Below are 21,336 nucleotides of genomic sequence, written 5' to 3' on the forward strand. Positions count from 1 at the left end.
TTTCCTCCTGCTCTATATTGAAAATTGTCCTTTTGTCAATTTATTTAAAAGATAGTTTACTATAATTACAAATAATAAGATAGCCGTTGCAAGGGCACTTGCCACCTGCTGACTGTGGTAAGTCTGGTAAATATACAGTTCATACCCTATTGTTTTTGTATTGGATGAATAAAGTAGCGTTGACATTGTCAGTTCATAGAATGAAGGCATGAATATCAGGAAGAATCCTGCAACGATACTTGCCCCAATTAATGGAAGAGTTACATCTTTAAGCATACGCAGCCAGTTGGCACCTGAAATCTGTGCCGCTTCCTCCAGTGAAGGATGGACCTGGCTCATTGCAGAAACGACTGTTCTCATTCCCATAAGCATGTATTTTATCATATAGGCTATAATCATTATTGTCAAAGTATTGTAGATGTTAATTTTAAATTTTCCGCTCATGGATATTATTAATGCCAGGGCAATTGTAACACTTGGAGTACCTGAACCTAAAGTTATAAGGAAGTCAGGAATTCTTTTTCCTTTTACGTTAGTTCTCTGCAGCAGGTATGCCATTATGCATGAAATCATAATTCCAAAGAATGCCGCCGCAAGTCCTGCAATTATACTGTTTTTAGTTGAACTTAATATGGAAGCCCTTGAGAATACTTTATTCCATGCACTCATGGACATATTTGAAAGGCCAATAGGTTTTCCCATATTTACAGTAAAGGAAGTAAGTGCCACAGTAACAAAAGGCAAAATTACTACAAAGAATGAGAAAATTGAAATAATAATTGTTATTGGCATTCTCCATTTTCCCAATTCCACTATGTTCGGTCTTGTAGATTTTCCACTCATTGTTATGTACTGTCTTTTTCCAATTACGAAAGTTGTAATGTATAAAATGATGTTTGCTATTACCATAAGGAATACTGCCAGCACCATTGCATCATTAAGTCCTTCATCAGAACCAATGTGAACAAAGTCAATGATACGTGTAGTTACAGTATATATCTGTCCTGGTGCTCCGATAATTGAAGGTATACCGAATGCCGATGCAGAAGCAACGAATACAAGAAGTCCTGCAGCTATTATACTCGGAGTCATCATTGGAATGGTAATAGTCATTAAAGTCTTAAGAGGCGAAGCTCCTGATATTTTAGAAGCTTCTTCCAATGACGGATCCATTTTTTCCATCGCTCTTGATATTGTTATAAAAGCATAAGGATAGTAGAAGCACGTAAGTACCCATACTATTCCTCCCACCGTATATATATTGAAGGGAGCCTTCGACAGATTAAACATCTGCATAAGAAATTTATTTAAAACTCCTGCATTTGGGTTCAGAAGTCTCAGCCATGCCATCGCACCCACATATGGAGGTACCATATATGTTGTAACAAATAGAGTTCTGAAGAACTTTTTACCGTACATGTCTGTTCTTCCTACAAGAAATGCCAGCGGGAAAGCCAGTATAACTCCAAATAATGTAGTTAATCCTGAAATCACTAATGTATTTATTAACGCTGTCCAGTTCAGATCGTAAGTATATACCCTCTTAAAGGATTCCAGAGAAAAACTTCCCTTTGGAAACAGTGAACGGATTAATAAATAAGATAAAGGGATAACTTCAAATATTACAAGGAAAGCTACAACAATAAGTATGACTATCCACTTTATATCTATGTTATATTTTTTTGCCATTTTTTCCTCTTTTCAAAATTAAAATTTACAAACTATTTTGCAGCTTTTGTTATGTATTTTTCAAAAATTTCACGTAATTTATCTCTGTCGTGGTAAGTTTTATCCCAGTTAATAGGCATTGCAGCTGCAAGTATTTCTGCAGTAGCTTTTGCATCGAAAGGTGCTTTTGCAGGATTTTTAAGTACTGAGTGCATCCATCCGTCAACGATAGCTTCCTGTCCTGCCGGAGATAGGAACCAGTCAGTTAAAGCTTCAGCCGCTTTTATATTTTTGTTAGGTGACATTTCTTCTTTTACAGTCATGATTGTACTAGGAATTGCGATAATTCCGTCAGTAGGATAAATAACTTCAAGTTTTGAATTTTCCTCCTGTCTTTTCTTAAGGATTGATTCTTCAAGTATCATAATTTCTGCAGCTTCACCTGTTTCAAGTTTTGTAACTGCAACTGATCCTGATTCTACAACTGCTTTCTGTTTTGCAAGGCTTTCAAAGTATCCTTCACCATATTTATCAGTCAGTGCAGATACTGCCGCCAAAGCTGTTCCTGATTTTAATGGATCAGGAATGGAAATTTTTCCTGCTAAGTTTGGTTTTTTTGCAAATTCATCAAAAGATTGTGCAAGGTCTTCCTTCTTAAATTTGTCAGGATTATACGCTAAAACCATATTTAAAATACGTACAGGATACCAGTATCCTTCCTTGTCATAGTCTAATGCAAGATTTTCAGCATTTTTTGAAACATAAGCGTGTAATACACCTTTTTCTTTTAATTCCAGTGAATAAGAAGGTTCAGCAACCATAAGCATGTCTGCACCTAATTTATTTGCCTGCATTTCTGCAACGATTTTTGATTGAAGTGTTCCAGTTCCACCTTGGAAGAATTCAACTTCCAGATTAGGAAATTCCTGTTTAAGTTTTTCCTTTACATTGTCAATGATGTCTTCGTACATTGAAGTGTAAATAACAATCTTTCCTTTTATTTCGGCATTTTTTCCATCAGATGAACCTGATTCCCCCTTGCTGCCACAAGCTGTTAAAGTTAAAAGCACTAAAGCCAGTAATAGTAACAGAATTCTTTTTTTCATATTCTCTCCTTCTCTCTAAAAAATTTGTCAGTATTATTTTACCTTGATAATTTTAAAAGTCAAGATTATCAAATGAAAACAATGTTATAATTAGAAGGAAGTGTCTAAAAATAGTAAAAATATACAATGGGCTGTCTCAAAATTGAAAAAATACAAAAAACATATTTATTCATTTACTAAAATTTCACTTATACAAAACAGTCATTCATAAAGAAAAAGTCAAAATTCACCTGAAAATTCAGGTTGTTGACTTTTTCTAAATTCATTCCAGTTTTGCATTGTGAAATTCTAAATAATTCATAAATATAGTTTTTACAGTATTTTTTAATTTTTGAGACAGACACATTGTTAAGTTTTCTTTTTTAGATAGTTACATTAAAAATTTAATTTATAAATCAGATATATAATTTAATCTTTATTAAAACAAAAAAAAGATAATAAATTCGGTATTTTATTGTTTCGTATTTTTGGTTTTTTACGTTATGAACGATATGGAGGTAATTATATAAAAAATATATGGCCTATTGAAAGTTACTAAATATTGTGATATTATAAAAAAATAAAACAATATATAGGATGAAAAGGGTGGTTTTAGACGGTTGTTTTAAATTGAAGTATATCGGGGGAAAATAGAAAAAATTCACAGGAGGATTCAGATCCAGTTAAACGAAAATAAATAATTTTGAAAGGCGGGTAATGAAAATGCATAATCAACTGGGAGAAGACTTGGAAAAAATAATTTCAGGAATTGTAGACGTTGAAAAAAACGATATAAATAATGAAAATGCAAATATGTCTTCGATGACACCGGCGGGTCAGATGATGAGGTTTGCAAGTGAAGTATCAAAAATGTATACTTTAGAAAACCTGGTTTCCCCTGAATTTAAGGAAGCACACAATAACGGAGAAATTCATATTCATGATCTGGATTATTACCCAAGCAAGACAACAACGTGTCTTCAGTATGACCTGGCAGATATGTTTGAGCATGGATTTCAGACAAAACATGGATTTATAAGGGAAGCAAAAAGCATAACAACCTATGCCACACTGGCGACAATTATTTTTCAGACAAACCAGAATGAACAGCATGGCGGACAATCAATTCCGGCATTTGATTTTTATATGGCAAAGGGAGTGCTGAAATCATTCCGTAGACATTTCAGATACAGAATATTGAGCTTCCTGTCATTGGACTATGTTGATGAAACAAATAAGGAAGTAAAATCTTTTATAAATGAAAATATACATACAATATTACCTGATGATGCAACAATTACAGAAACGGCAGAACATTTTAAAATACCTAGGGATCAGATAAAAAGACTTATGGAAATTGCCTATGATGATACAAGGCTTGAAACATATCAGGCAATGGAAGGGTTCCTGCACAATCTTAACACGATGCATTCACGTGGAGGAAACCAGGTTGTATTTTCTTCAATAAATTATGGGACAGACACTTCTGAAGAAGGAAGAATGGTAATAAGGGAACTTCTGAAGGCTACAGAAGACGGCCTTGGAAAGAGGGAAACACCAATATTTCCTATCCAGATTTTCAAGGTTAAGGAAGGGCTGAACTATACTGAAGAAGATTACGGATATGCAATGGAAAACTTTGAGGAAGTGATGAACCAGGCGGCTGAAGAATTAAACGGGGATATTGAAAATACTGCTGCCCACATGGAAAATAAGAAAAAGTTTAAAGCACCTAATTTTGATTTGCTTCTGCTTGCATGCCATACAACGAGCAGACGTCTTTTTCCAAACTTTGTATTCCTTGATACTGAGTTTAACAGACATGAAAAATGGGATATAAACGATCCTTTAAAATATAAATATGAAGTGGCGACAATGGGATGCAGAACAAGGGTTTTTGAAAACCTGCATGGGGAAAAGACAAGCCTTGGAAGAGGAAACCTTTCTTTTACAAGCATTAATTTCCCAAGAATTGCCATTGAAGTGAGAAAAAAAGTTGAAAAAGAAATAGAGGAAATGAAACAGGCAGGAAAATTTTCAGATGAACAGGAAGAAATAAATAAAAAATGTGAACTTCTTGTAAAGGGATTTCAGGAAAAAGTTAAGGAAATGACATATTTTACTGCGAAACAGCTGCATGAGAGATACAGTTTTCAGAGAACGGCACTGGCAAAGCAGTTTCCTTTCATGAGGGCAAATAATTTATGGAAGGGAATGATTAATGCAAGTCCTAACAGCGAGCTTGGGGATGTACTGCTTTCAGGTACGCTGGGAATAGGATTTGTAGGAGGTTCAAATGCCATGTATGCTCTTTTTGATGCGGATCATGGAAGCAGTGAACTGGCATATAATACTCTTTATGACACTGTAAAAATGATGGATGACATTGCGGCTGAACTGAAAGAAAAATACGGATTGAATTATTCCATACTGGCAACGCCTGCAGAAAGTCTGGCGGGAAGATTTTTAAGAATTGACAGGGAAAAATTTGGGGAAATAACTAACGTTACAGACAGGGACTACTATATAAATTCTTTCCACATTGATGTGAAGGAAAATATAGGAATATTTGAAAAGATAAGAAAAGAAGCGCCTTTCCATAAGCTGACTGCCGGAGGGCACATTACATATGTGGAACTTGACGGGGAAGCAAGAAAGAATGTAAGGGTAATACTGAAAATCGTGAAGGCAATGAAAGATACAGGTATCGGATACGGTTCAATAAATCATCCTATTGACAAATGCAGGGACTGCGGTACAGAAACAATAATCGGAGATGAATGCCCTATATGCGGAAGTCATAATATATCCAAAATAAGAAGAATAACCGGATATCTGACAGGAGATCTGGACAGCTGGAACAGCGCAAAGAAAGCTGAAGAAAAAGACAGAGTGAAACACGGGATGAAGTGATGCCATGGAAACTGAAAAAAAACAGGATGAATTTACGTTAAGGATTCTTGGAATATACAGGGAAACAATAGTAGACGGGGAAGGGCTGAGATATTCCATTTACTTTTCAGGATGTTCACACGCCTGCCCCGGATGTCATAACCGGGAGTCATGGAATCCGTGCAACGGAGAAATTCTGACATATGAAAAGCTTGAGAAAATAGCGGAAGAAATAAATAGTAATGAACTGCTCGACGGAATTACAGTAAGCGGAGGCGATCCCTTATTTAATCCTGTCGAGATGTTTAAAGTGCTAAAATTTTTAAAGGAAAAAACCGGGAAAAACATATGGCTCTATACAGGGTATACAATAGAAGCCATATTGGAAAATAAGGAAAGAAAAGCCTGTCTTAAGTATATAGATGTACTGGTAGACGGCCTTTTTGTTAAGGAGCTTTATTCTCCTCAGCTTAAATTCAGGGGGAGCAGCAATCAGAGAATTATAAAAATGAAAACAGTAAGGGAAAAAATAAATGAAAAAACAGAAGAAAGATAATAAAGAAAGCATTTACAGAATAGATTATGATGAAACTGTAATTTTTAAGGAAAGGGTTACAAGATTTACAGTAAGATTTGAATTTAAAGGAAAAGAAAAAGGCGAAGATTTTGCCCATCTTCATGATACAGGAAGGCTGAAGGAACTCCTTGTTGAAGGGGCGGAGCTGCTTATAAAAAAGGTGGATAAAGAGGAAAGAAAGACAAAATGGGATGTTATCGCAGTAAAAATTAATAATGAAACAGTCCTTATAAATACGGCGTTTCATAGATATATTGCAGAAGCGGTATTTCATAATGAAAAAATTTCGCCATTTGAAAAACCTTCATATATAAAGCCTGAGATGAAGTATAATAACAGCAAGATGGATTTTTACATGGAAACGGAAAAAGACAAGATATATATTGAGACAAAGGGATGTACACTTGTGGAGGATAATACTGCAAAGTTTCCCGGAGCCCCTTCAGTGAGGGCTGTAAAGCATTTACGTGAACTTATGGAACTTAAGGAGGAAGGATTCAGGGCTGCAGTAATAATCCTCATATTCAGGAGGTCGGAAATATTTGCTCCTGAACATAACATAGACAGGGAGTTTTCTGAAACTTTTTATGAAGCAATGGAAAAAGGGGTGGAAATATATCCGATACTTTTAAAATACGAGGATAAAAATATATATTTTGAAAAAAATGTAGGAATTATGGAAAAGTCTGTTCTTTTTTGGGAAAAGAAATAAAAAATTGAAAAAGAACCATGATTATGGTATAATTTTATAGAAAAATAATAAATTACAGATTAAGGAGCGGAACAATGGGAACAGGTCAATGGATACTGATATATGTAGTGTTTATGGTTGTTTTATTTTTACCACAGATACTTGCAGGAAGAAAAAGAAAAAAAGCGCAGGAAACAATGCTGGATAGCTTAAAAATAGGAGATGAAATAGTTACAATTGGTGGAATACATGGAAAAATTGCGGCTGTTTCTGAAACAACTGTAGAAATTACAATTGATAAAAATGTAAAAATGACTATTTCAAAAAGTGCAGTTTCAAGAGTTGCGAAATAATCAGGTTTTATTGTTTTGAATATTCATTAATCGTGTATTTTCAAATAATTTTAAAACCATAATGGAAATCAGGAGGAAAAAATGAAAAAATTATTTGTACTTCTGCTACTTTTAATGAGTACAGTTGTATTTTCAGAAACTTTGGAAAGAATAGATTACGGAAGTGGAGTATTTACAGGAACATTAAAAGAAAATAAGAAGGTTAATATACAGGCTATAAAAGGTAGGACAGAAACAGGATCGGTGCTTATACTGGAATTGCCAAATGTAAGAAAGAATGCCGCAGATCTTAGAATATCAGATGATTCCTATTTAGATTCAGTAACTATGATGGAACAGGAAAATGGAGTAAAAATATACTTCTTCCTGAAGGATGGGACAGACTATACTGTACTGAACTCAAAAAAGGAATTTCAGGTAAAGTTTAACAATCCTAATGCACTTTCTTCAGATAAAGGAAGAGAAAAAACAAATACTAGAGTAGTAGACACTAGAGTAAATGAGCCTTCAAGAACAACTGATCCAACAGAGGGAAGACCATCTTCAAATAGAAAAGGAACATACACAATAGTTGTAGATCCAGGTCATGGAGGACACGATTCAGGTGCTGTAGGAAACGGTTACAGGGAAAAAGACCTTGCACTGCAGGTAGGATTGAAATTAGGAAAAGAACTGGGAAAAGACTATAACGTAATAATGACAAGAACAACAGATATATTTAAGACATTACAGGAAAGACCTGAAATAGGAAATGTAAGATCTGCTGACCTGTTTGTAAGTGTTCACCTGAATTCAGGTGGAAATTCTTCTGCAAGCGGAACTGAAGTATATTATTATGCAAAGAAGGATGCAGATAATTACAGCAGAGATGTGGCAAAGTTCAATAACACGGTAGACAGCGGAGTCGCAATGTCAGATTACGCTTTAAAGGATATTAATTACAGAATGAACCAGACAAGAAGTTCGGCACTGGCACAGGATGTATTAAATGGACTTTTAAGTAACTTTGCAATGAAGGACAGAGGAGTAAAGAGTGCAAACTTTGCAGTACTGAGAGGAAGTAATTCTCCTTCAATACTTATAGAACTTGGATTCATGACTAATTATTCTGATGTATCCCAATTTGTAAATGATTTTGATCAGGAAAGAGCCGCAAAAGCCATAGCTGATGCAATAAGAAGACACTTTATGAAATAGAAGTATTTAAAATAATGAAAGATTGATAGGAGTAAACTATGGAGGGGAATAACAAGGATACAGGTAAAGAAAAGGAAACAGCAGTCAAAAAAAAGAAAAAAAACTTTTTCAAAAGTAATTTCATTGTAATATTGCTTATCCTTCTGTCTGGCGGTGCAATAGCAGTAAATGAATACGATAAGAAAAATAATGAAACAATAAATGTGGTTGTTGATTCAAATTTAACTAAAGCACCTGCAGAAAATCAGCAGTCACTTGAAAAATTATCCATATTTGTTTATAATCCCCAGACAAAACAGGTTGAAGAAAAGGAAGCGGTTATTGAAAAGCAGCAGAACCTTATAGAAGGAGACTACATAAATGAAGTTATAAAAGATTCTCCTTTCCTGACAAAGGATATGAAGTTTCTGAGTGCGTATAATGTAAAGGTTGACGGGAAAAATACAGTTATAATAAAATTAAATGAAGCATTTTCAGGATTGAGAAAAAATAAGGAGATGTTTGACGGGTTCACACAGTCGGTAGCAAGGACGATTTCAAACAATTTTCCTAATATACAGGGAATAAATATACAGATAGATGGAGAGGCAATTATTCAATAATTGCCTGCTTTTCATATAAGGAGGCAGAAATGGACTTAGAAAAAATTAAAGTGAATGTGAGGGGACATCTTGATGAAAAGAGGTATGCGCACGTTGAAAGAGTTGCCGAGTGTGCAAAAAAACTGGCGAAAATTTATGGTGAAAATGAAGAAAATGTGGAAGTATCTGCCTATCTGCATGATATAGCAAAGTTTTTTGAACTTTCACGTATGCTTGATCTGGTAAAGGGGAAATATCCTGAAGTTGAAGATGAAATGTCACATTCAACAGCAGTATTACATGGTTTTGCAGGAGCAGAATTTGTAAAGAACAATTATGATATTTATGGTGTTGATAATGAGGATATACTCGATGGAGTGAGATATCACACCATAGGAAGTAAAAATATGTCTACTTTGTCTAAAATAGTGTATCTTGCAGATGCGATAGAGGACGGAAGGACTTGGGAAGGTGTAGAAAAGGCAAGGGAACTTGCCAAAGAAAATCTGGATGAAGCAGTAAAATATGAAATAGATACAAAACTTGAATATCTGCTTTCAAAAAATAATATAATTCATCCGAACATCATTCTGTTCAGAAATTCTCTAATATATAAAAAATAAAAATAAATAAGGTGAGAAATGAAAAATTTGGAAAAAGAACTGAAATACCTGAGACAGGTACTTGAAGAATATGAGTTTACCTTTCAGGAAATTTTACAGCTCCTTGATTGGAGCCAGAAAAAAAGAAAGCTGTATAAACAGATTATAAACAGCTGGGAGGAAGATGGGGAAATTTATCTGAAAAGAAATGGGAAATATACACTGCCTGAAAAGGAAGGATTTCTTAGAGGAGAAATTTCAATTGGTAACGGAAATTTTGGATTTCTTGATATTCCTGGAGAAAAAAGTGTCTTTATACCTGGAAATTATTTAAATACTGCAATGAACGGAGACACAGTTCTTATAAGAATACTCAAGGACAGTAAATCTCCTGATAAGAGCAGAGAAGGTGAAGTCTATAAGATTGTAAAAAGGGACAGGGACATTGTTGTAGGAATATTTGAAAAGAGTATGAATTTCGGATTTGTAAGGCCTAAAAATGCTCCAAGGGATATATATATTTCAAAGAAAAAGACAAAAGGTGCGCAAACAGGGGATCTGGTTGCAGTAAAGATATATTTCTGGGGAGACAGTGAGAAAAAGCCTGAAGGTGAAGTGATAAGCATAATTGGAAATCCTCAGGATACAGAAACTTTGATTTCGGCTCTTCTGATAGATAACGGAATACAGGAAAAATTTTCCAGTGAAGTAATAAAGGAAGTCGACAGGATAGAAGAGGATTTCTCTGAAGAACTTGAAAATAGGAAAGACTTGAGACATCTTGACATTGTCACTATTGACGGGGCAGATGCAAAGGATCTAGATGATGCTGTATATGTTGAGAAAACAGATCTTGGATACAAGCTGTATGTAAGTATTGCAGATGTTTCCTATTACGTAAAAGAAGGAACGGAACTTGATACGGAAGCCTTAAAAAGAGGGAACTCTATTTACCTTGTTGATAGGGTAATACCTATGCTTCCAAGAAAACTTTCAAATAATCTGTGTTCATTGAATCCACATGAAGACAAGCTGACATTTACTGTGGAAATAGATTTTGATGACAGAGGAAAAGTAATAGGAAATGATTTCTATAAATCTGTTATAAAATCTAAATACAGAATGACCTATACAGATGTAAATAAAATATTTGAAGGTGATGAAGAACTCATTGAAAAATACAGTGCCGTTCATAAAATGTTTACTGAAATGCTTGAGCTTTCACACATAATAAGGAACACTAAGAAACGTAGAGGAAGCATAGATTTTGAACTGCCTGAAATCAAGGTTGTACTCGATGAAAATAAACTTGTCAAGAAGATAGAAGTAAGGGAAAGAGGGGAAGCTGAAAAGCTGATAGAGGACTTTATGGTTGCGGCAAATGAAGTTGTGGCTGAAAAGCTTTTCTGGGAAGAAATACCTGCCATATACAGGGTGCATGAGGATCCTGATAAGGCAAAAATAGCTGTCCTGAATGAATCGCTGGCAAAATTTGGGTATTATATAAAAAATCTGGAAGATCTTCATCCTGGAAAATTTCAGACAATCATTGAGAAAACAACAGGACTTCCGGAAGGATATCTTATACATAAGCTTATTTTAAGGGCAATGCAGAGGGCAAGATATGCAAATAAAAATCTGGGTCACTTTGGACTGGCTTCAAAATATTATCTGCATTTTACTTCGCCTATTAGAAGATATTCGGATCTTGTAGTCCATAGAATGCTGGGAAGATCAATAGAAAGATTTATGAAGGAAAAGGAAAAGGCTAAGTATATGTCCAGCTTTGAAGTGATTTCAACGGCTATTTCCAGAACAGAGAGAATAGCCGACAAGCTTGAGGAAGACAGTGTGAAAATAAAGCTTATTGAATATATGCAGGATAAGATTGGAAAAACTTATATTGCAAGGCTTAGCGGAATGAACAGAAACAAGATATTTATGGAACTTGAAAACCATATAGAAGTTGTTTATAATGTAAATACTGTAAGGGACAGTTTTGTCTATGATGAAGAAAACTATAAAATTACTGACAGGAAAAACAATATCTCATACACAATGGGAGACACCCTGAAGGTAATAGTTACAGGAGCTTCATATGATAGAATGGAAATAGAGGTTGTACCTTTCAGTGAAGAAATAATAGATTTGGAAAATATTGAAGCAGAAGATGAGGGGAATTAGAAATGGTACTGGCTAGAAATAAAAAAGCATTTCATGATTATTTCATTGAGGATAAGCTGGAAGCTGGAATGGAACTTGTAGGAACAGAAGTTAAATCTGTGAAGGCAGGAAAAGTAAGTATAAAGGAAAGCTTCATAAGAATTATAAAAAATGAGATTTTCATAATGAATATGCATATAACACCGTATGAATTTGGAAATATAAACAATCTTCCCGAATCGAGGGTAAGAAAACTTCTCCTTAACAGGAAGGAAATAGAAAAATGGGCAGCTAAGATAAAGGAGCAGGGATATACGATAATTCCTTTGTCTGTCTACACGAAACAGAGACTTGTAAAAATGGAGATAGGGCTTGCAAAAGGGAAAAAATTGCATGATAAGAGGGAAGCCCTTAAAAGAAAAGACCAGGAAAGGGATATGAAAAAGGTACAGAAGGATTTTAGAAAATAAATCCAGGCTTTCCGGTAATTAATATACAATAAAATAGACTTATAAGGAAGGGATTGTCATTGAAAAAGATTGGGCTCAAATTTGAAAAGAACGCAGTCGCACAGATACTGGCTTTTGTAACAGTGTTTTTCTGGTCAGTGTCAATAGTGTTTACAAAAATTGGTACAAAATATTACGATTCAACAACTTTAGCAGTTTTAAGATACGTATTTACTTTTTTTATGTTAATTGTTGTCATAATTATAAAGAAAATAAAACTTCCTGATAAAAAAGATATTCCGATGTTTTTTCTTACAGGACTTATGGGGTTTGCCCTTCATATGATAACCTTTAATAAGGGGGTAAGCACATTGAGTTCAGCAACATCGAGTATTCTGCTGGCATGTGCACCTATATTTACTTCAATCCTGTCGGTAGCTTTCCTTAAGGAAAGAATAAATATTTACTGCTGGATTTCGATTTTTATTTCTTTTTCAGGAATACTGATTTTGACATTATGGGAAGGGGTATTTTCCTTTAATGAAGGAATTTTCTGGATGCTTCTGTCGGCATTTCTGCTGGCAATATACAATATAATGCAGAGAAAATTTTCAGGAAAGTATTCAGGAACTGAATCTTCCATATACTGCATGATGACGGGAGCGATTTTACTTGCTATCTATTCGCCAAAGTCTTTACTGAAAATACCTGAAATGAATTTAGGCCAGTTTACAGTAATATTCTGCCTGTCATTTTTTACTAGTGTGGTTGCCTATATTTTATGGGGAAAGGCACTTGCAATGGCGGACAGTGCCGGAGAAATAGCTAATTTCATGTTTTTAGGACCATTTATATCAACTTTGGCGGGAGTACTATTTTTACATGAGGGACTTTCCTTATCTACAATTATTGGAGGAGCAGTGATCCTGGTGGGAATAATAGGATTCAATAAATTTAAGAATATGAAGGAAAATAAATATATAAGAATAAAATAAATATAATTGAAACAAGAGGTGGAAATAATGATTCTAGACATTGTAAAGGTAGTTTTACTGAGCCTTGTGGAAGGGCTGACAGAGTTCATTCCTGTAAGCAGTACGGGACATATGATAATAGTGGAACAGTTTTTAAGGCTGTCGGAAAATAAGCAGTTTGTAAATGCCTTTGAAATAATAATACAGCTGGGGGCAATTCTTTCGGTAGTTGTGTATTACTGGCATAAAATATGGCCTTTTTCGCCAAAACTGTCACCGCGGAAGAGAAAAGAAATAATAATCATGTGGATAAAAATTATAGTGGCAGTACTGCCTGCAGTAGTTTTAGGACTGCTTTTTGATGATGTCATAGACGAACATCTGTTTAATCCAATGACAGTTTCGGTAATGCTTGTAGTATACGGAATTTTACTTATATGGCTGGAATCAGGGAAAAAAAGGAAGGAAAAGTATAAAACAATATCTGAACTTCCAATTTTAACAGCTGTAGAAATAGGAATTTTCCAATGCCTGGCAATGGTGCCCGGTACTTCAAGATCGGCAGCAACTATTATTGGTGGAGTCCTTCTTGGACTTAACAGGGTTCTTGCAACTGAATTTTCTTTCTTCCTGGCGATTCCTACAATGCTGGGGGCAACCCTTTTAAAAGTAGTTAAAATGGGATCGGGTCTAAGTGGCTACGAATGGTTCCTTATAGCTTTGGGATTTGTTTTATCTTTCATATTTGCTTATGGAGTAATAAAAGTATTTATGAATTATATTAAAAAACATGATTTCAAAATATTCGGATATTACCGTATCATAGTAGGGATACTTATTCTGATTTTATTCCTTACAGGAGTTGTAAAGTAAAAGATGATAACTGCAAATATAGACATAAATAAGAATAAACTGGAAGAATTTGTGAGGGTTCTTCTTCCTGAATACTATGAAATTTTATCTGAAAATACAGATAAAGACATATGTATAGATGTAAATGAAACTTTACAGTTAATAACAGTGAAAACCTCTGTTATTATTGGAGGTAAAACTGTAAAGGAAACAGAACTTTCTTATGAAAAAATAGGATATGACTATTTTGATCAGGCGGAAGTTATGGCAAAAACCTCCCTTCTGAAGCTTTCTGGAAAAGAGAAGGAATATAAATGGGGAGGACTTATCGGGGTAAGGCCTACAAAGATTGCCGGAAGATTTTTAAATATGGGACTTTCCTATGAAAAAATTGAAGAAATACTTAAAAATATATACTTTGTAAGTAACGAAAAGATAAAGCTGCTTCTCGGTATAGTGAAAAGACAGGAAAAATACCTCGACAGGGAAACAATAGGAGTTTACATTGGTGTAGCATTCTGTCCAACAAAATGTACCTACTGTTCATTTCCTGCGTATCTTCTGAAGGGAAAGTATGCAGAAAGATATGATGAATATATTGAGTCGCTTTACAATGAAACGGCTGAAATAGGGAAATTTTCAAAGGAAGAGAAATTAAAAATAAATACGATATACATTGGCGGGGGAACCCCGTCAATACTTTCTGCTGAAGAAATTGAAAAACTGCTTCTGACTGTAAAGGAAAATTATGATTTACAAAGTCTTAGAGAATTTACCTTTGAAGCAGGGAGAATTGACACTTTAGACAGGAAAAAACTTGAAATACTGAAAAAACATGGTGTGGATAAAATAAGTATAAATCCACAGAGTTTCAATGAAAAAACATTAAAGCTTGTAAACAGGTATCACAACAGGGAAGAATTTGACAATGTTTACAGTATAGCCAAGGAAATAGGACTTAAAATCAATATGGATTTAATTCTGGGCCTTCCAGGAGAAACTACTGAAGATATTTTACATACACTGGAGGAAGTGGAAAAATACAATCCTGAAAACCTTACAATTCATAATCTTGCCATAAAAAATGCAAGCAAACTGAATAAGGAAAATTACAGGCACTATATTGAACTTGATTATGAAAAAATTTTTAATAAGATAAGTGAAGTAACAGGAAGTAAGAAACTGAAACCTTACTATATGTATAGACAGAAAAACAGCTTTCAGTGGGGAGAAAACCTGGGATACTCACTGGAAGGAGAAGAATCTATCTATAATATTGAAATGATAGAGGAAAACAAGACTGTTATTGGAATAGGAGCAGGCGCAATAACAAAACTTATACATTATAATGAAACAGAAAAGAGAAACAGTATAAAAAGGCTTGTAAATCCCAAAGATCCGCTGGTATGGATAAATGAACTGCCTGTAAGGCTGGAGGAGAAAAAGCAGGCGTTAAGGAAATTGTTTGAAAAAATAGATGAAAAATAAAAGGGTTGGTAAAAAATTAAAATAAAAGGCAAATTAATTGAGGGGGTTGAAAACATGAAATTAAAACATGTTGTTATTTTTGTAATACTTTTAACTGCTGGAAACTTTTTAAGGCTCTATATTGAGGATAAAAACATTCCTGATATAGAAATTAGCGAAGAAGCTTCCTATAAGAAGGATAAGGCTAAAAAGGAAAATGATCTGTCAAAGACAGATAAAAAGTTTGATGTGAACAGCGTCACCTATGATGAACTGCTGAAACTGGGATTTCAAAAGTCAAAGGCTGAAAAGATAATTGAATTCCGGGATGAAATGGGAATTATTTCAGATATAAAGGAAATGAAATATATTCCACGTTTTGGTGATGCAGGAGTAAAACAGGCAAAAAAGTATCTTTATGTTGATACGGAAAAAATAAAAAATCCTTCTGAAAACTACAATGGAAAGAATCTCAGAAAGTACAATATTAATAGCATTGATGAGGATACATTGAAAATGCTGGGATTTACAAAAAAGGAAATAACAAAACTCATGCCGGAAATAAAAAATGGAAATGTCCGTTCCAATATTGACCTTGAAAAGATTATTGGAAGTGAAAGGTATGAGGAAGTTGAGAAGAGAATAAAATATAGTGAGTAGGGATATTGACTTTTCCATTTTAGAATGTTATTATATTTTTATGTACAAATATCGATATATAATATATGAAATAAAAATATTATTTTAAAAATGGGAAGTGAATGCTATGAGTAATAAAAAAAGATACGGATTAAATTTTGATTTTATAATCTTAAGAGTAAAAAATATTGAAAAAATGAAGGATTTCTATGTTAAGTTATTAAAAATGAAAATTCTGAAGGATGAGAAAAATACTGATAAAAGGGAAATTTCGCTAGGAACTGAAACAAAAGAAATAATAAGACTTATTTCCTATGGGAATGAAGAAATAAAAGGATATGATGAGACAAATGTGTATCATATTGCATATTTATTACCTGAAAGGGAAGATTTAGGAAACTTTTTGAGAAACTGTGTGAAGGAGCAGATAAAACTTGACGGAGTAGGGGATCATGATGTAAGTGAAGCGATTTATCTGACAGATCCTGAAGGAAATGGGATTGAAGTTTATGCTGACAGGGATTATCATAACTGGAAATGGGAAAATGGCCATGTCGTTATGGGGACAGAACAGGTGGATGTTGAAGACCTGCTTAGAATTTCTGACAATATGCCGGAATTTTCAATTCCTGAGGGAACAAAAATAGGTCATATCCACATGGAATCTTCAGATATTGAAAATGATAAAAATTTTTATGTTGAAAAATTAGGTCTTAATATAGTTTCAGAAATGCCAAAGGCTTATTTCCTTTCGGTAGATGGATATCATCATCATTTTGGAATGAATCAGTGGAATGGTATGAGAAAAATCCCTAAAAAAACAAATTCTACTGGAGTTGAAGAAATTTATGCAACAATGGATAAAGAAAAATTTAAAAATATTTTTTCAGAAAAAAATGGAAATAAAGCAGTTATTGAGCTTCCAAATGGAATAAAACTGGCTGTAATCGCTGAATAGAATAAAAAACATATAAAATTAAAGATTTTGGGAGATATGAAAAGAAGGAGATAAATTTTAGAAGTGACATTTACTATTGCAATTTACCTTCTTACTGAAATTAGAAAAAAATAGTTGACATATCTCTCAAAATTTATTAGAATATATAAGTATTAAAAATATTAATAATGGTGTTATGCCCGAGTGGTGAAATTGGTAGACGCAACGGACTCAAAATCCGTCGATAGTGATATCGTGCCGGTTCGACTCCGGCCTCGGGCACCACTGAATTAGTAAAATGTTGTATATATAGTGCAAAACAGTATTTATGCTGAATTGCACTTTTTCTTTTTATTTATACTATTTCAGAGGTAACTATAATTAAATAAAATTCAAATAAATTTCTTGTTGTTTAAATTTATTTGGGCTCTATAATATATATGGGGGTGGAAAAAGAAAAAATAGGAAAATGCCCCATATGTGGCAATTTTATATATGAAAATCAGAAAAGCTATTACTGCAGCAATTACAAAGAAGGCTGTAAATTTAATCTGTGGAAAGATACAAAATATTTTGATCAAGTCTTAAAAATAACAAAAGAAAAAGCAAAAAAATTACTGAAAGGGGAAAAAGCAAAATTTAAACTGAAAAGTAAAACAGAAAATGATTATGAAGCATATTTTACTATTGAAATGAAAAGAAAATATGTGAATTAAAAAAAAGGAGATTTTGTTGGGAGTAAGAAGAAAAAAAATAGAAATACTATTGATAGAAAAAGACGATGTTAAGACTGGAAAATTTTGAAAAATAATATGAAAAATTTTATGTTTTTTGCTTTTAATAAAGGAAGTGAGGAGATAGAAAAATCCTTATTGATTTTTTTAAAAAAATTGAGGTATAATATGAACATAAATTATATTATTTTTTGGGAGGAAAAATGGAAATATTAAAACTTTTATCTCATAATATTCTTATTGAAGAAGAAAAAATAGTAGAAAATAAAATTACAAATGAAGAAGCTAAAGACTTTTTTAATAGTATAATTGATGAGGTTCTTGAAAAAGAAACAAAAAAATCTTATAAACCGAGGACATCAACAACAGAAGTTATATCAATTATTACAAAAGTATTAGAAGATATGGATTCAAATGAAGAGTTACTTGTAAATATTTCGAAAAGACTTTTAAAATATGAGATAAGTACCCAAAAAGATATAGATAAATTAGGAACTAAGATAAAAAAGGGGTGTTTGCTTCAAGCATATATAAAAAAAGATGAAAAAAAATATTTTATAATAACTAAAATAGAAGCAACAGATGGTTTAGATATGACTGAATTAAGAATGAGAGCTATTTTACCTTCTTCAAAAAAAATAATAAAAAATGCCCTATTTGAAATAAATGAAGATGAAGAATTTGGAGATATATTTTTATCAGATACTAATGCTAATATTTCGAAGTACTGGTATGATGATTTCTTAGAACTTGAAGAAATGACAACTGATGAAATGAATACTCAAAAAACATATGGAATTATTATGAAAGAAATAAAAAATAAATTAGAAAAAACTTTTCCATCAGACTATACATTTTGTAGAAATGCTTGTATAACTTTTTTTAAAACAAAAGAAACTTTTGATTTAAATGATGCCGTAAATGATATTTTTTTATCATATAATTTTGAAAATAATGAAATAAAAAAAGAAGATATAATAGAAAAAATAAAAAGCAAAATTAAGAAAGAAAATTTAGATACTCAATTTACTCTGAAAAAAGATGTTATAAAAAATAGGTTGACGAAAATGAGAAAACGTGTAAATAAGGAAATTTCAATTGAAATAGACGGATATGTTGAAAATATAAAAGATAATATATATTCTACTGAGCAAAATGGAGAAAAATATATTATAATAAAATTGACAGAAGAAGAAACATACAAATTCTTTAATTGGTCAGATAATGAATAATGAGCAAAATATGGCAGAGGGAGGTGAATAAATGGATAGAACAATAATATTAGAAGATTTTGATAGATGTGTATTAAAAATACCGTTATCCTTTAAGATTGATGAAATTTTAAAAATACTACATGAATTAAAAGAAATTTTTCCTGATAGAGATGGCGTTGAAATAGAAATTTATCACGAATATGAAAATATTGATGAAGTTACAAAAGAAGTTATTGAAAAAGCTATTGAATTGTTAGAGGAAGAAGATGAAAGTGAAAAAAATATAGAAATAGAAATTTCCAAAGAAATTAAAGATTCAACTTTATCCATTTATTCATTAGAAAAATTTACTGATACTTTAAAATCACGAAAAATGGAAGATTTGCTGTTTAATTTTTCAAGTAGATCTAAAGAAAAAGGTCTCATTTTCCATTTGTTAAGGAATAATTATAAATTTGGAAGTAATAAATATATATTTATTAACGATAGAGAAACTGGACTGTCTTTATTAAAAAATGAAATAAATGATTACATAATTCCAGAAAGAGATGAATTGTGTAATATAAATTCAAAAGAAAAAATAGATTTCTTACCCAACGAATTCCATTTAAATTATAGAACAGAAGAGTACTTAGAAATTGAAAAAATATTTGATAGTTTAACATTTGCTCTTTCAATGATCGCTATATCTAATTATTCTCGTTTTTCAGGAAATGATTTAGAATATTCGATTATAGGATATAAAAACATGAGAGGTAAGATAGAATTAACAAATTGTTTTTCTGATTTTTCAGAAATAAATAAGATATATGATATATTTACATGGATTTATAAAGAAAAAGATAATATTTTAGAAAGAATGGAAATTTCGAGAAATACAATTACACTATATTCTTTAGATGATAATATTTTGAAAGTAAAAGATAATATTCTAAGTTCTATTAAATCAAGTTATGGTCTTTACTTAAAGAAAAATGTTGATAGTTATATAAAAACTCTTAAAGAGCTACAAGAGTTACTAAAATATTTAGAAGATAATTTTTTAGATATACAGGAAAAATTCAGTAGTAAATTTAAAGTTAATATTGGTGCTATTTTTACATTTTTTATGACGACTGTTTTATTTAATACCTTATCAACTGGAAAAATTGAAAATATTTTTACAAAAGATATTTCAGTTTTAACTATTTCTTTACTTCTTGTATCAGCTGTTGTTTTTACTTATGAAATTATAGAATTGAATAGAAGTAAGAATAGATTAGAAAAGAGTTATAAAGAAAAGAAAAACTATTTTTCTTTTCTTTTAGATGAAAATGAAATAAAATCATTTTTTGATGATGAAAAATTTTTGGAAGAAAATAAGAAACAACTTCAGAAAATGCGAAGAGAACATATTATTTTGTTTATATTTACTTATATAGTTGTTTTAATAGTTTTATTTATTTTGAGTTCATGGCTTCAAAAAATTTTGTTTATAAAGTTTTAAATCGTCTTGAATAGATTACTCAAATTTTAAAATTAAAAATAAAAATACGAAATAATTAAAATTAAGAAATGAGGATATGGATAATGTTAAGAGATAAATTAGATGAGAAAGAAGAAGAGATACATAATTATCTTAAAAAAAATGAAGAAATATTAAAGAAAGGATTTGGAAAATGGACACACAATAAAGTAATTTCTAAATTAACTTTAGGTTCTGACTACGAAGTCGATTTTATTGTAATAAGTTATCAATCAGCTACTTTAGAGATAAGTTTAATTGAACTAAAGCGAGCAAATGTTAAAATATTTAATAAGGATAAGACATATTCTAAAGATTTGAATAAAGCAATTAATCAAATAACAGCTTATGAAGAATGGATTATAAAAAATGAAAAAAAATTCAAAGAAGAATTAACTAAAAGAATAAATTCGGATTCTGAAAATTTATTTGATCAATTTGAAATCTATATTTCTAAATATATTGTAATAGGAAGAAAAGAAGAAGGTAAAGAAAAAGAAAATAAAAAAAGGGCTTATATTCATAAAATGCAGAATATTGATATTTTGACATATGACCGATTAATTAAAATAGAAGAAGAAAAACATAGCACTCGGATAGGTGAAAAATTAATTGAAGAGGGGCTGTCTCAAAATGGTTAAAATTTTGAGTTCAGCTTCTATTTTTTTGTCCAAATTAAAAGCTCTCTAAATTTTTTACAGTTATCTGATTAGAATTTTTTCTAATCAAAGAAAAATTGCACTAAAAAATTAGAGAA

At 31.9% G+C, this 21,336-nt stretch carries 20 protein-coding genes and 1 tRNA gene; 19 read left to right on the forward strand and 2 right to left on the reverse strand.

Annotation, left to right across the window (positions count from 1 at the left end; translation table 11 throughout):
- Positions 1 to 12: 12 nt before the first annotated feature.
- Together HMPREF1984_RS10665 and HMPREF1984_RS10670 are read right to left on the reverse strand one after the other, a co-directional pair.
- Complete coding sequence (locus HMPREF1984_RS10665; RefSeq protein WP_021768018.1) at positions 13 to 1,689, reverse strand: iron ABC transporter permease; 1,677 nt, start codon at positions 1,687 to 1,689, stop codon at positions 13 to 15.
- A gap of 32 nt (positions 1,690 to 1,721) precedes the next feature.
- A complete protein-coding gene (locus HMPREF1984_RS10670) occupies positions 1,722 to 2,774 on the reverse strand; it encodes an ABC transporter substrate-binding protein (protein WP_021768019.1) in 1,053 nt (350 codons plus the stop codon).
- Positions 2,775 to 3,470: 696 nt separating this feature from the next.
- Here HMPREF1984_RS10670 and HMPREF1984_RS10675 point away from each other — a divergent pair.
- From HMPREF1984_RS10675 to HMPREF1984_RS10765, 19 genes are all read left to right on the forward strand, one after another.
- Positions 3,471 to 5,666, forward strand: coding sequence for an anaerobic ribonucleoside triphosphate reductase (locus tag HMPREF1984_RS10675; RefSeq protein WP_021768021.1), 2,196 nt, complete (start codon positions 3,471 to 3,473; stop codon positions 5,664 to 5,666).
- A 4-nt stretch (positions 5,667 to 5,670) separates the two neighbouring features.
- Positions 5,671 to 6,201, forward strand: coding sequence for an anaerobic ribonucleoside-triphosphate reductase activating protein (gene nrdG / locus HMPREF1984_RS10680; protein ID WP_021768022.1), 531 nt, complete (start codon positions 5,671 to 5,673; stop codon positions 6,199 to 6,201).
- The gene (gene sfsA / locus HMPREF1984_RS10685) at positions 6,179 to 6,934 is read left to right on the forward strand and encodes a DNA/RNA nuclease SfsA (protein WP_021768023.1); all 756 of its coding nucleotides are present in this window, start codon (positions 6,179 to 6,181) and stop codon (positions 6,932 to 6,934) included. Before nrdG ends, sfsA begins: the two co-directional genes overlap by 23 nt.
- Before the next feature lie 74 nt (positions 6,935 to 7,008).
- Positions 7,009 to 7,266 carry a preprotein translocase subunit YajC gene (gene yajC / locus HMPREF1984_RS10690; protein WP_021768024.1) on the forward strand — a complete coding sequence of 86 codons (258 nt, stop codon included), beginning with the start codon at positions 7,009 to 7,011 and terminating at the stop codon, positions 7,264 to 7,266.
- Between the two features lie 81 nt (positions 7,267 to 7,347).
- Positions 7,348 to 8,463: an N-acetylmuramoyl-L-alanine amidase gene (locus tag HMPREF1984_RS10695; protein WP_021768025.1), complete on the forward strand. Its 1,116-nt coding sequence runs from the start codon at positions 7,348 to 7,350 to the stop codon at positions 8,461 to 8,463.
- A 38-nt stretch (positions 8,464 to 8,501) separates the two neighbouring features.
- On the forward strand, positions 8,502 to 9,065 hold the full coding sequence (locus HMPREF1984_RS10700) for a GerMN domain-containing protein (RefSeq protein WP_021768026.1): 564 nt from the start codon (positions 8,502 to 8,504) through the stop codon (positions 9,063 to 9,065).
- A 29-nt stretch (positions 9,066 to 9,094) separates the two neighbouring features.
- On the forward strand, positions 9,095 to 9,667 hold the full coding sequence (yqeK, locus tag HMPREF1984_RS10705; protein ID WP_021768027.1) for a bis(5'-nucleosyl)-tetraphosphatase (symmetrical) YqeK: 573 nt from the start codon (positions 9,095 to 9,097) through the stop codon (positions 9,665 to 9,667).
- A gap of 18 nt (positions 9,668 to 9,685) precedes the next feature.
- Positions 9,686 to 11,830 carry a ribonuclease R gene (rnr, locus tag HMPREF1984_RS10710; protein WP_021768028.1) on the forward strand — a complete coding sequence of 715 codons (2,145 nt, stop codon included), beginning with the start codon at positions 9,686 to 9,688 and terminating at the stop codon, positions 11,828 to 11,830.
- Positions 11,831 to 11,832: 2 nt separating this feature from the next.
- Positions 11,833 to 12,279 (forward strand): SsrA-binding protein SmpB, encoded by a 447-nt coding sequence (gene smpB, locus HMPREF1984_RS10715; protein WP_021768029.1) that lies wholly within the window; start codon positions 11,833 to 11,835, stop codon positions 12,277 to 12,279.
- A 59-nt stretch (positions 12,280 to 12,338) separates the two neighbouring features.
- Positions 12,339 to 13,253, forward strand: a complete 915-nt coding sequence (locus tag HMPREF1984_RS10720) for a DMT family transporter (protein WP_021768030.1) — start codon at positions 12,339 to 12,341, stop codon at positions 13,251 to 13,253.
- 27 nt (positions 13,254 to 13,280) lie between these two features.
- Positions 13,281 to 14,105 carry an undecaprenyl-diphosphate phosphatase gene (locus HMPREF1984_RS10725; protein WP_036100642.1) on the forward strand — a complete coding sequence of 275 codons (825 nt, stop codon included), beginning with the start codon at positions 13,281 to 13,283 and terminating at the stop codon, positions 14,103 to 14,105.
- 3 nt (positions 14,106 to 14,108) lie between these two features.
- Positions 14,109 to 15,572 carry a coproporphyrinogen III oxidase gene (locus tag HMPREF1984_RS10730; RefSeq protein ID WP_021768032.1) on the forward strand — a complete coding sequence of 488 codons (1,464 nt, stop codon included), beginning with the start codon at positions 14,109 to 14,111 and terminating at the stop codon, positions 15,570 to 15,572.
- 54 nt (positions 15,573 to 15,626) lie between these two features.
- Positions 15,627 to 16,211 (forward strand): helix-hairpin-helix domain-containing protein, encoded by a 585-nt coding sequence (locus HMPREF1984_RS10735; RefSeq protein WP_021768033.1) that lies wholly within the window; start codon positions 15,627 to 15,629, stop codon positions 16,209 to 16,211.
- A 106-nt stretch (positions 16,212 to 16,317) separates the two neighbouring features.
- On the forward strand, positions 16,318 to 17,148 hold the full coding sequence (locus tag HMPREF1984_RS10740; protein WP_051314517.1) for a VOC family protein: 831 nt from the start codon (positions 16,318 to 16,320) through the stop codon (positions 17,146 to 17,148).
- A 177-nt stretch (positions 17,149 to 17,325) separates the two neighbouring features.
- Positions 17,326 to 17,412, forward strand: a tRNA-Leu gene (locus HMPREF1984_RS10745).
- Positions 17,413 to 17,573: 161 nt separating this feature from the next.
- Positions 17,574 to 17,843 (forward strand): hypothetical protein, encoded by a 270-nt coding sequence (locus HMPREF1984_RS10750; RefSeq protein WP_156894281.1) that lies wholly within the window; start codon positions 17,574 to 17,576, stop codon positions 17,841 to 17,843.
- A 221-nt stretch (positions 17,844 to 18,064) separates the two neighbouring features.
- Complete coding sequence (locus HMPREF1984_RS10755) at positions 18,065 to 19,093, forward strand: hypothetical protein (RefSeq protein ID WP_021768037.1); 1,029 nt, start codon at positions 18,065 to 18,067, stop codon at positions 19,091 to 19,093.
- Between the two features lie 31 nt (positions 19,094 to 19,124).
- A complete protein-coding gene (locus tag HMPREF1984_RS10760) occupies positions 19,125 to 20,561 on the forward strand; it encodes a hypothetical protein (protein ID WP_021768038.1) in 1,437 nt (478 codons plus the stop codon).
- Between the two features lie 83 nt (positions 20,562 to 20,644).
- On the forward strand, positions 20,645 to 21,220 hold the full coding sequence (locus tag HMPREF1984_RS10765) for a Shedu anti-phage system protein SduA domain-containing protein (RefSeq protein ID WP_021768039.1): 576 nt from the start codon (positions 20,645 to 20,647) through the stop codon (positions 21,218 to 21,220).
- Positions 21,221 to 21,336: the final 116 nt, after the last annotated feature.

The sequence above is a fragment of the Leptotrichia sp. oral taxon 215 str. W9775 genome (assembly GCF_000469505.1).
Classification (GTDB): domain Bacteria; phylum Fusobacteriota; class Fusobacteriia; order Fusobacteriales; family Leptotrichiaceae; genus Leptotrichia_A.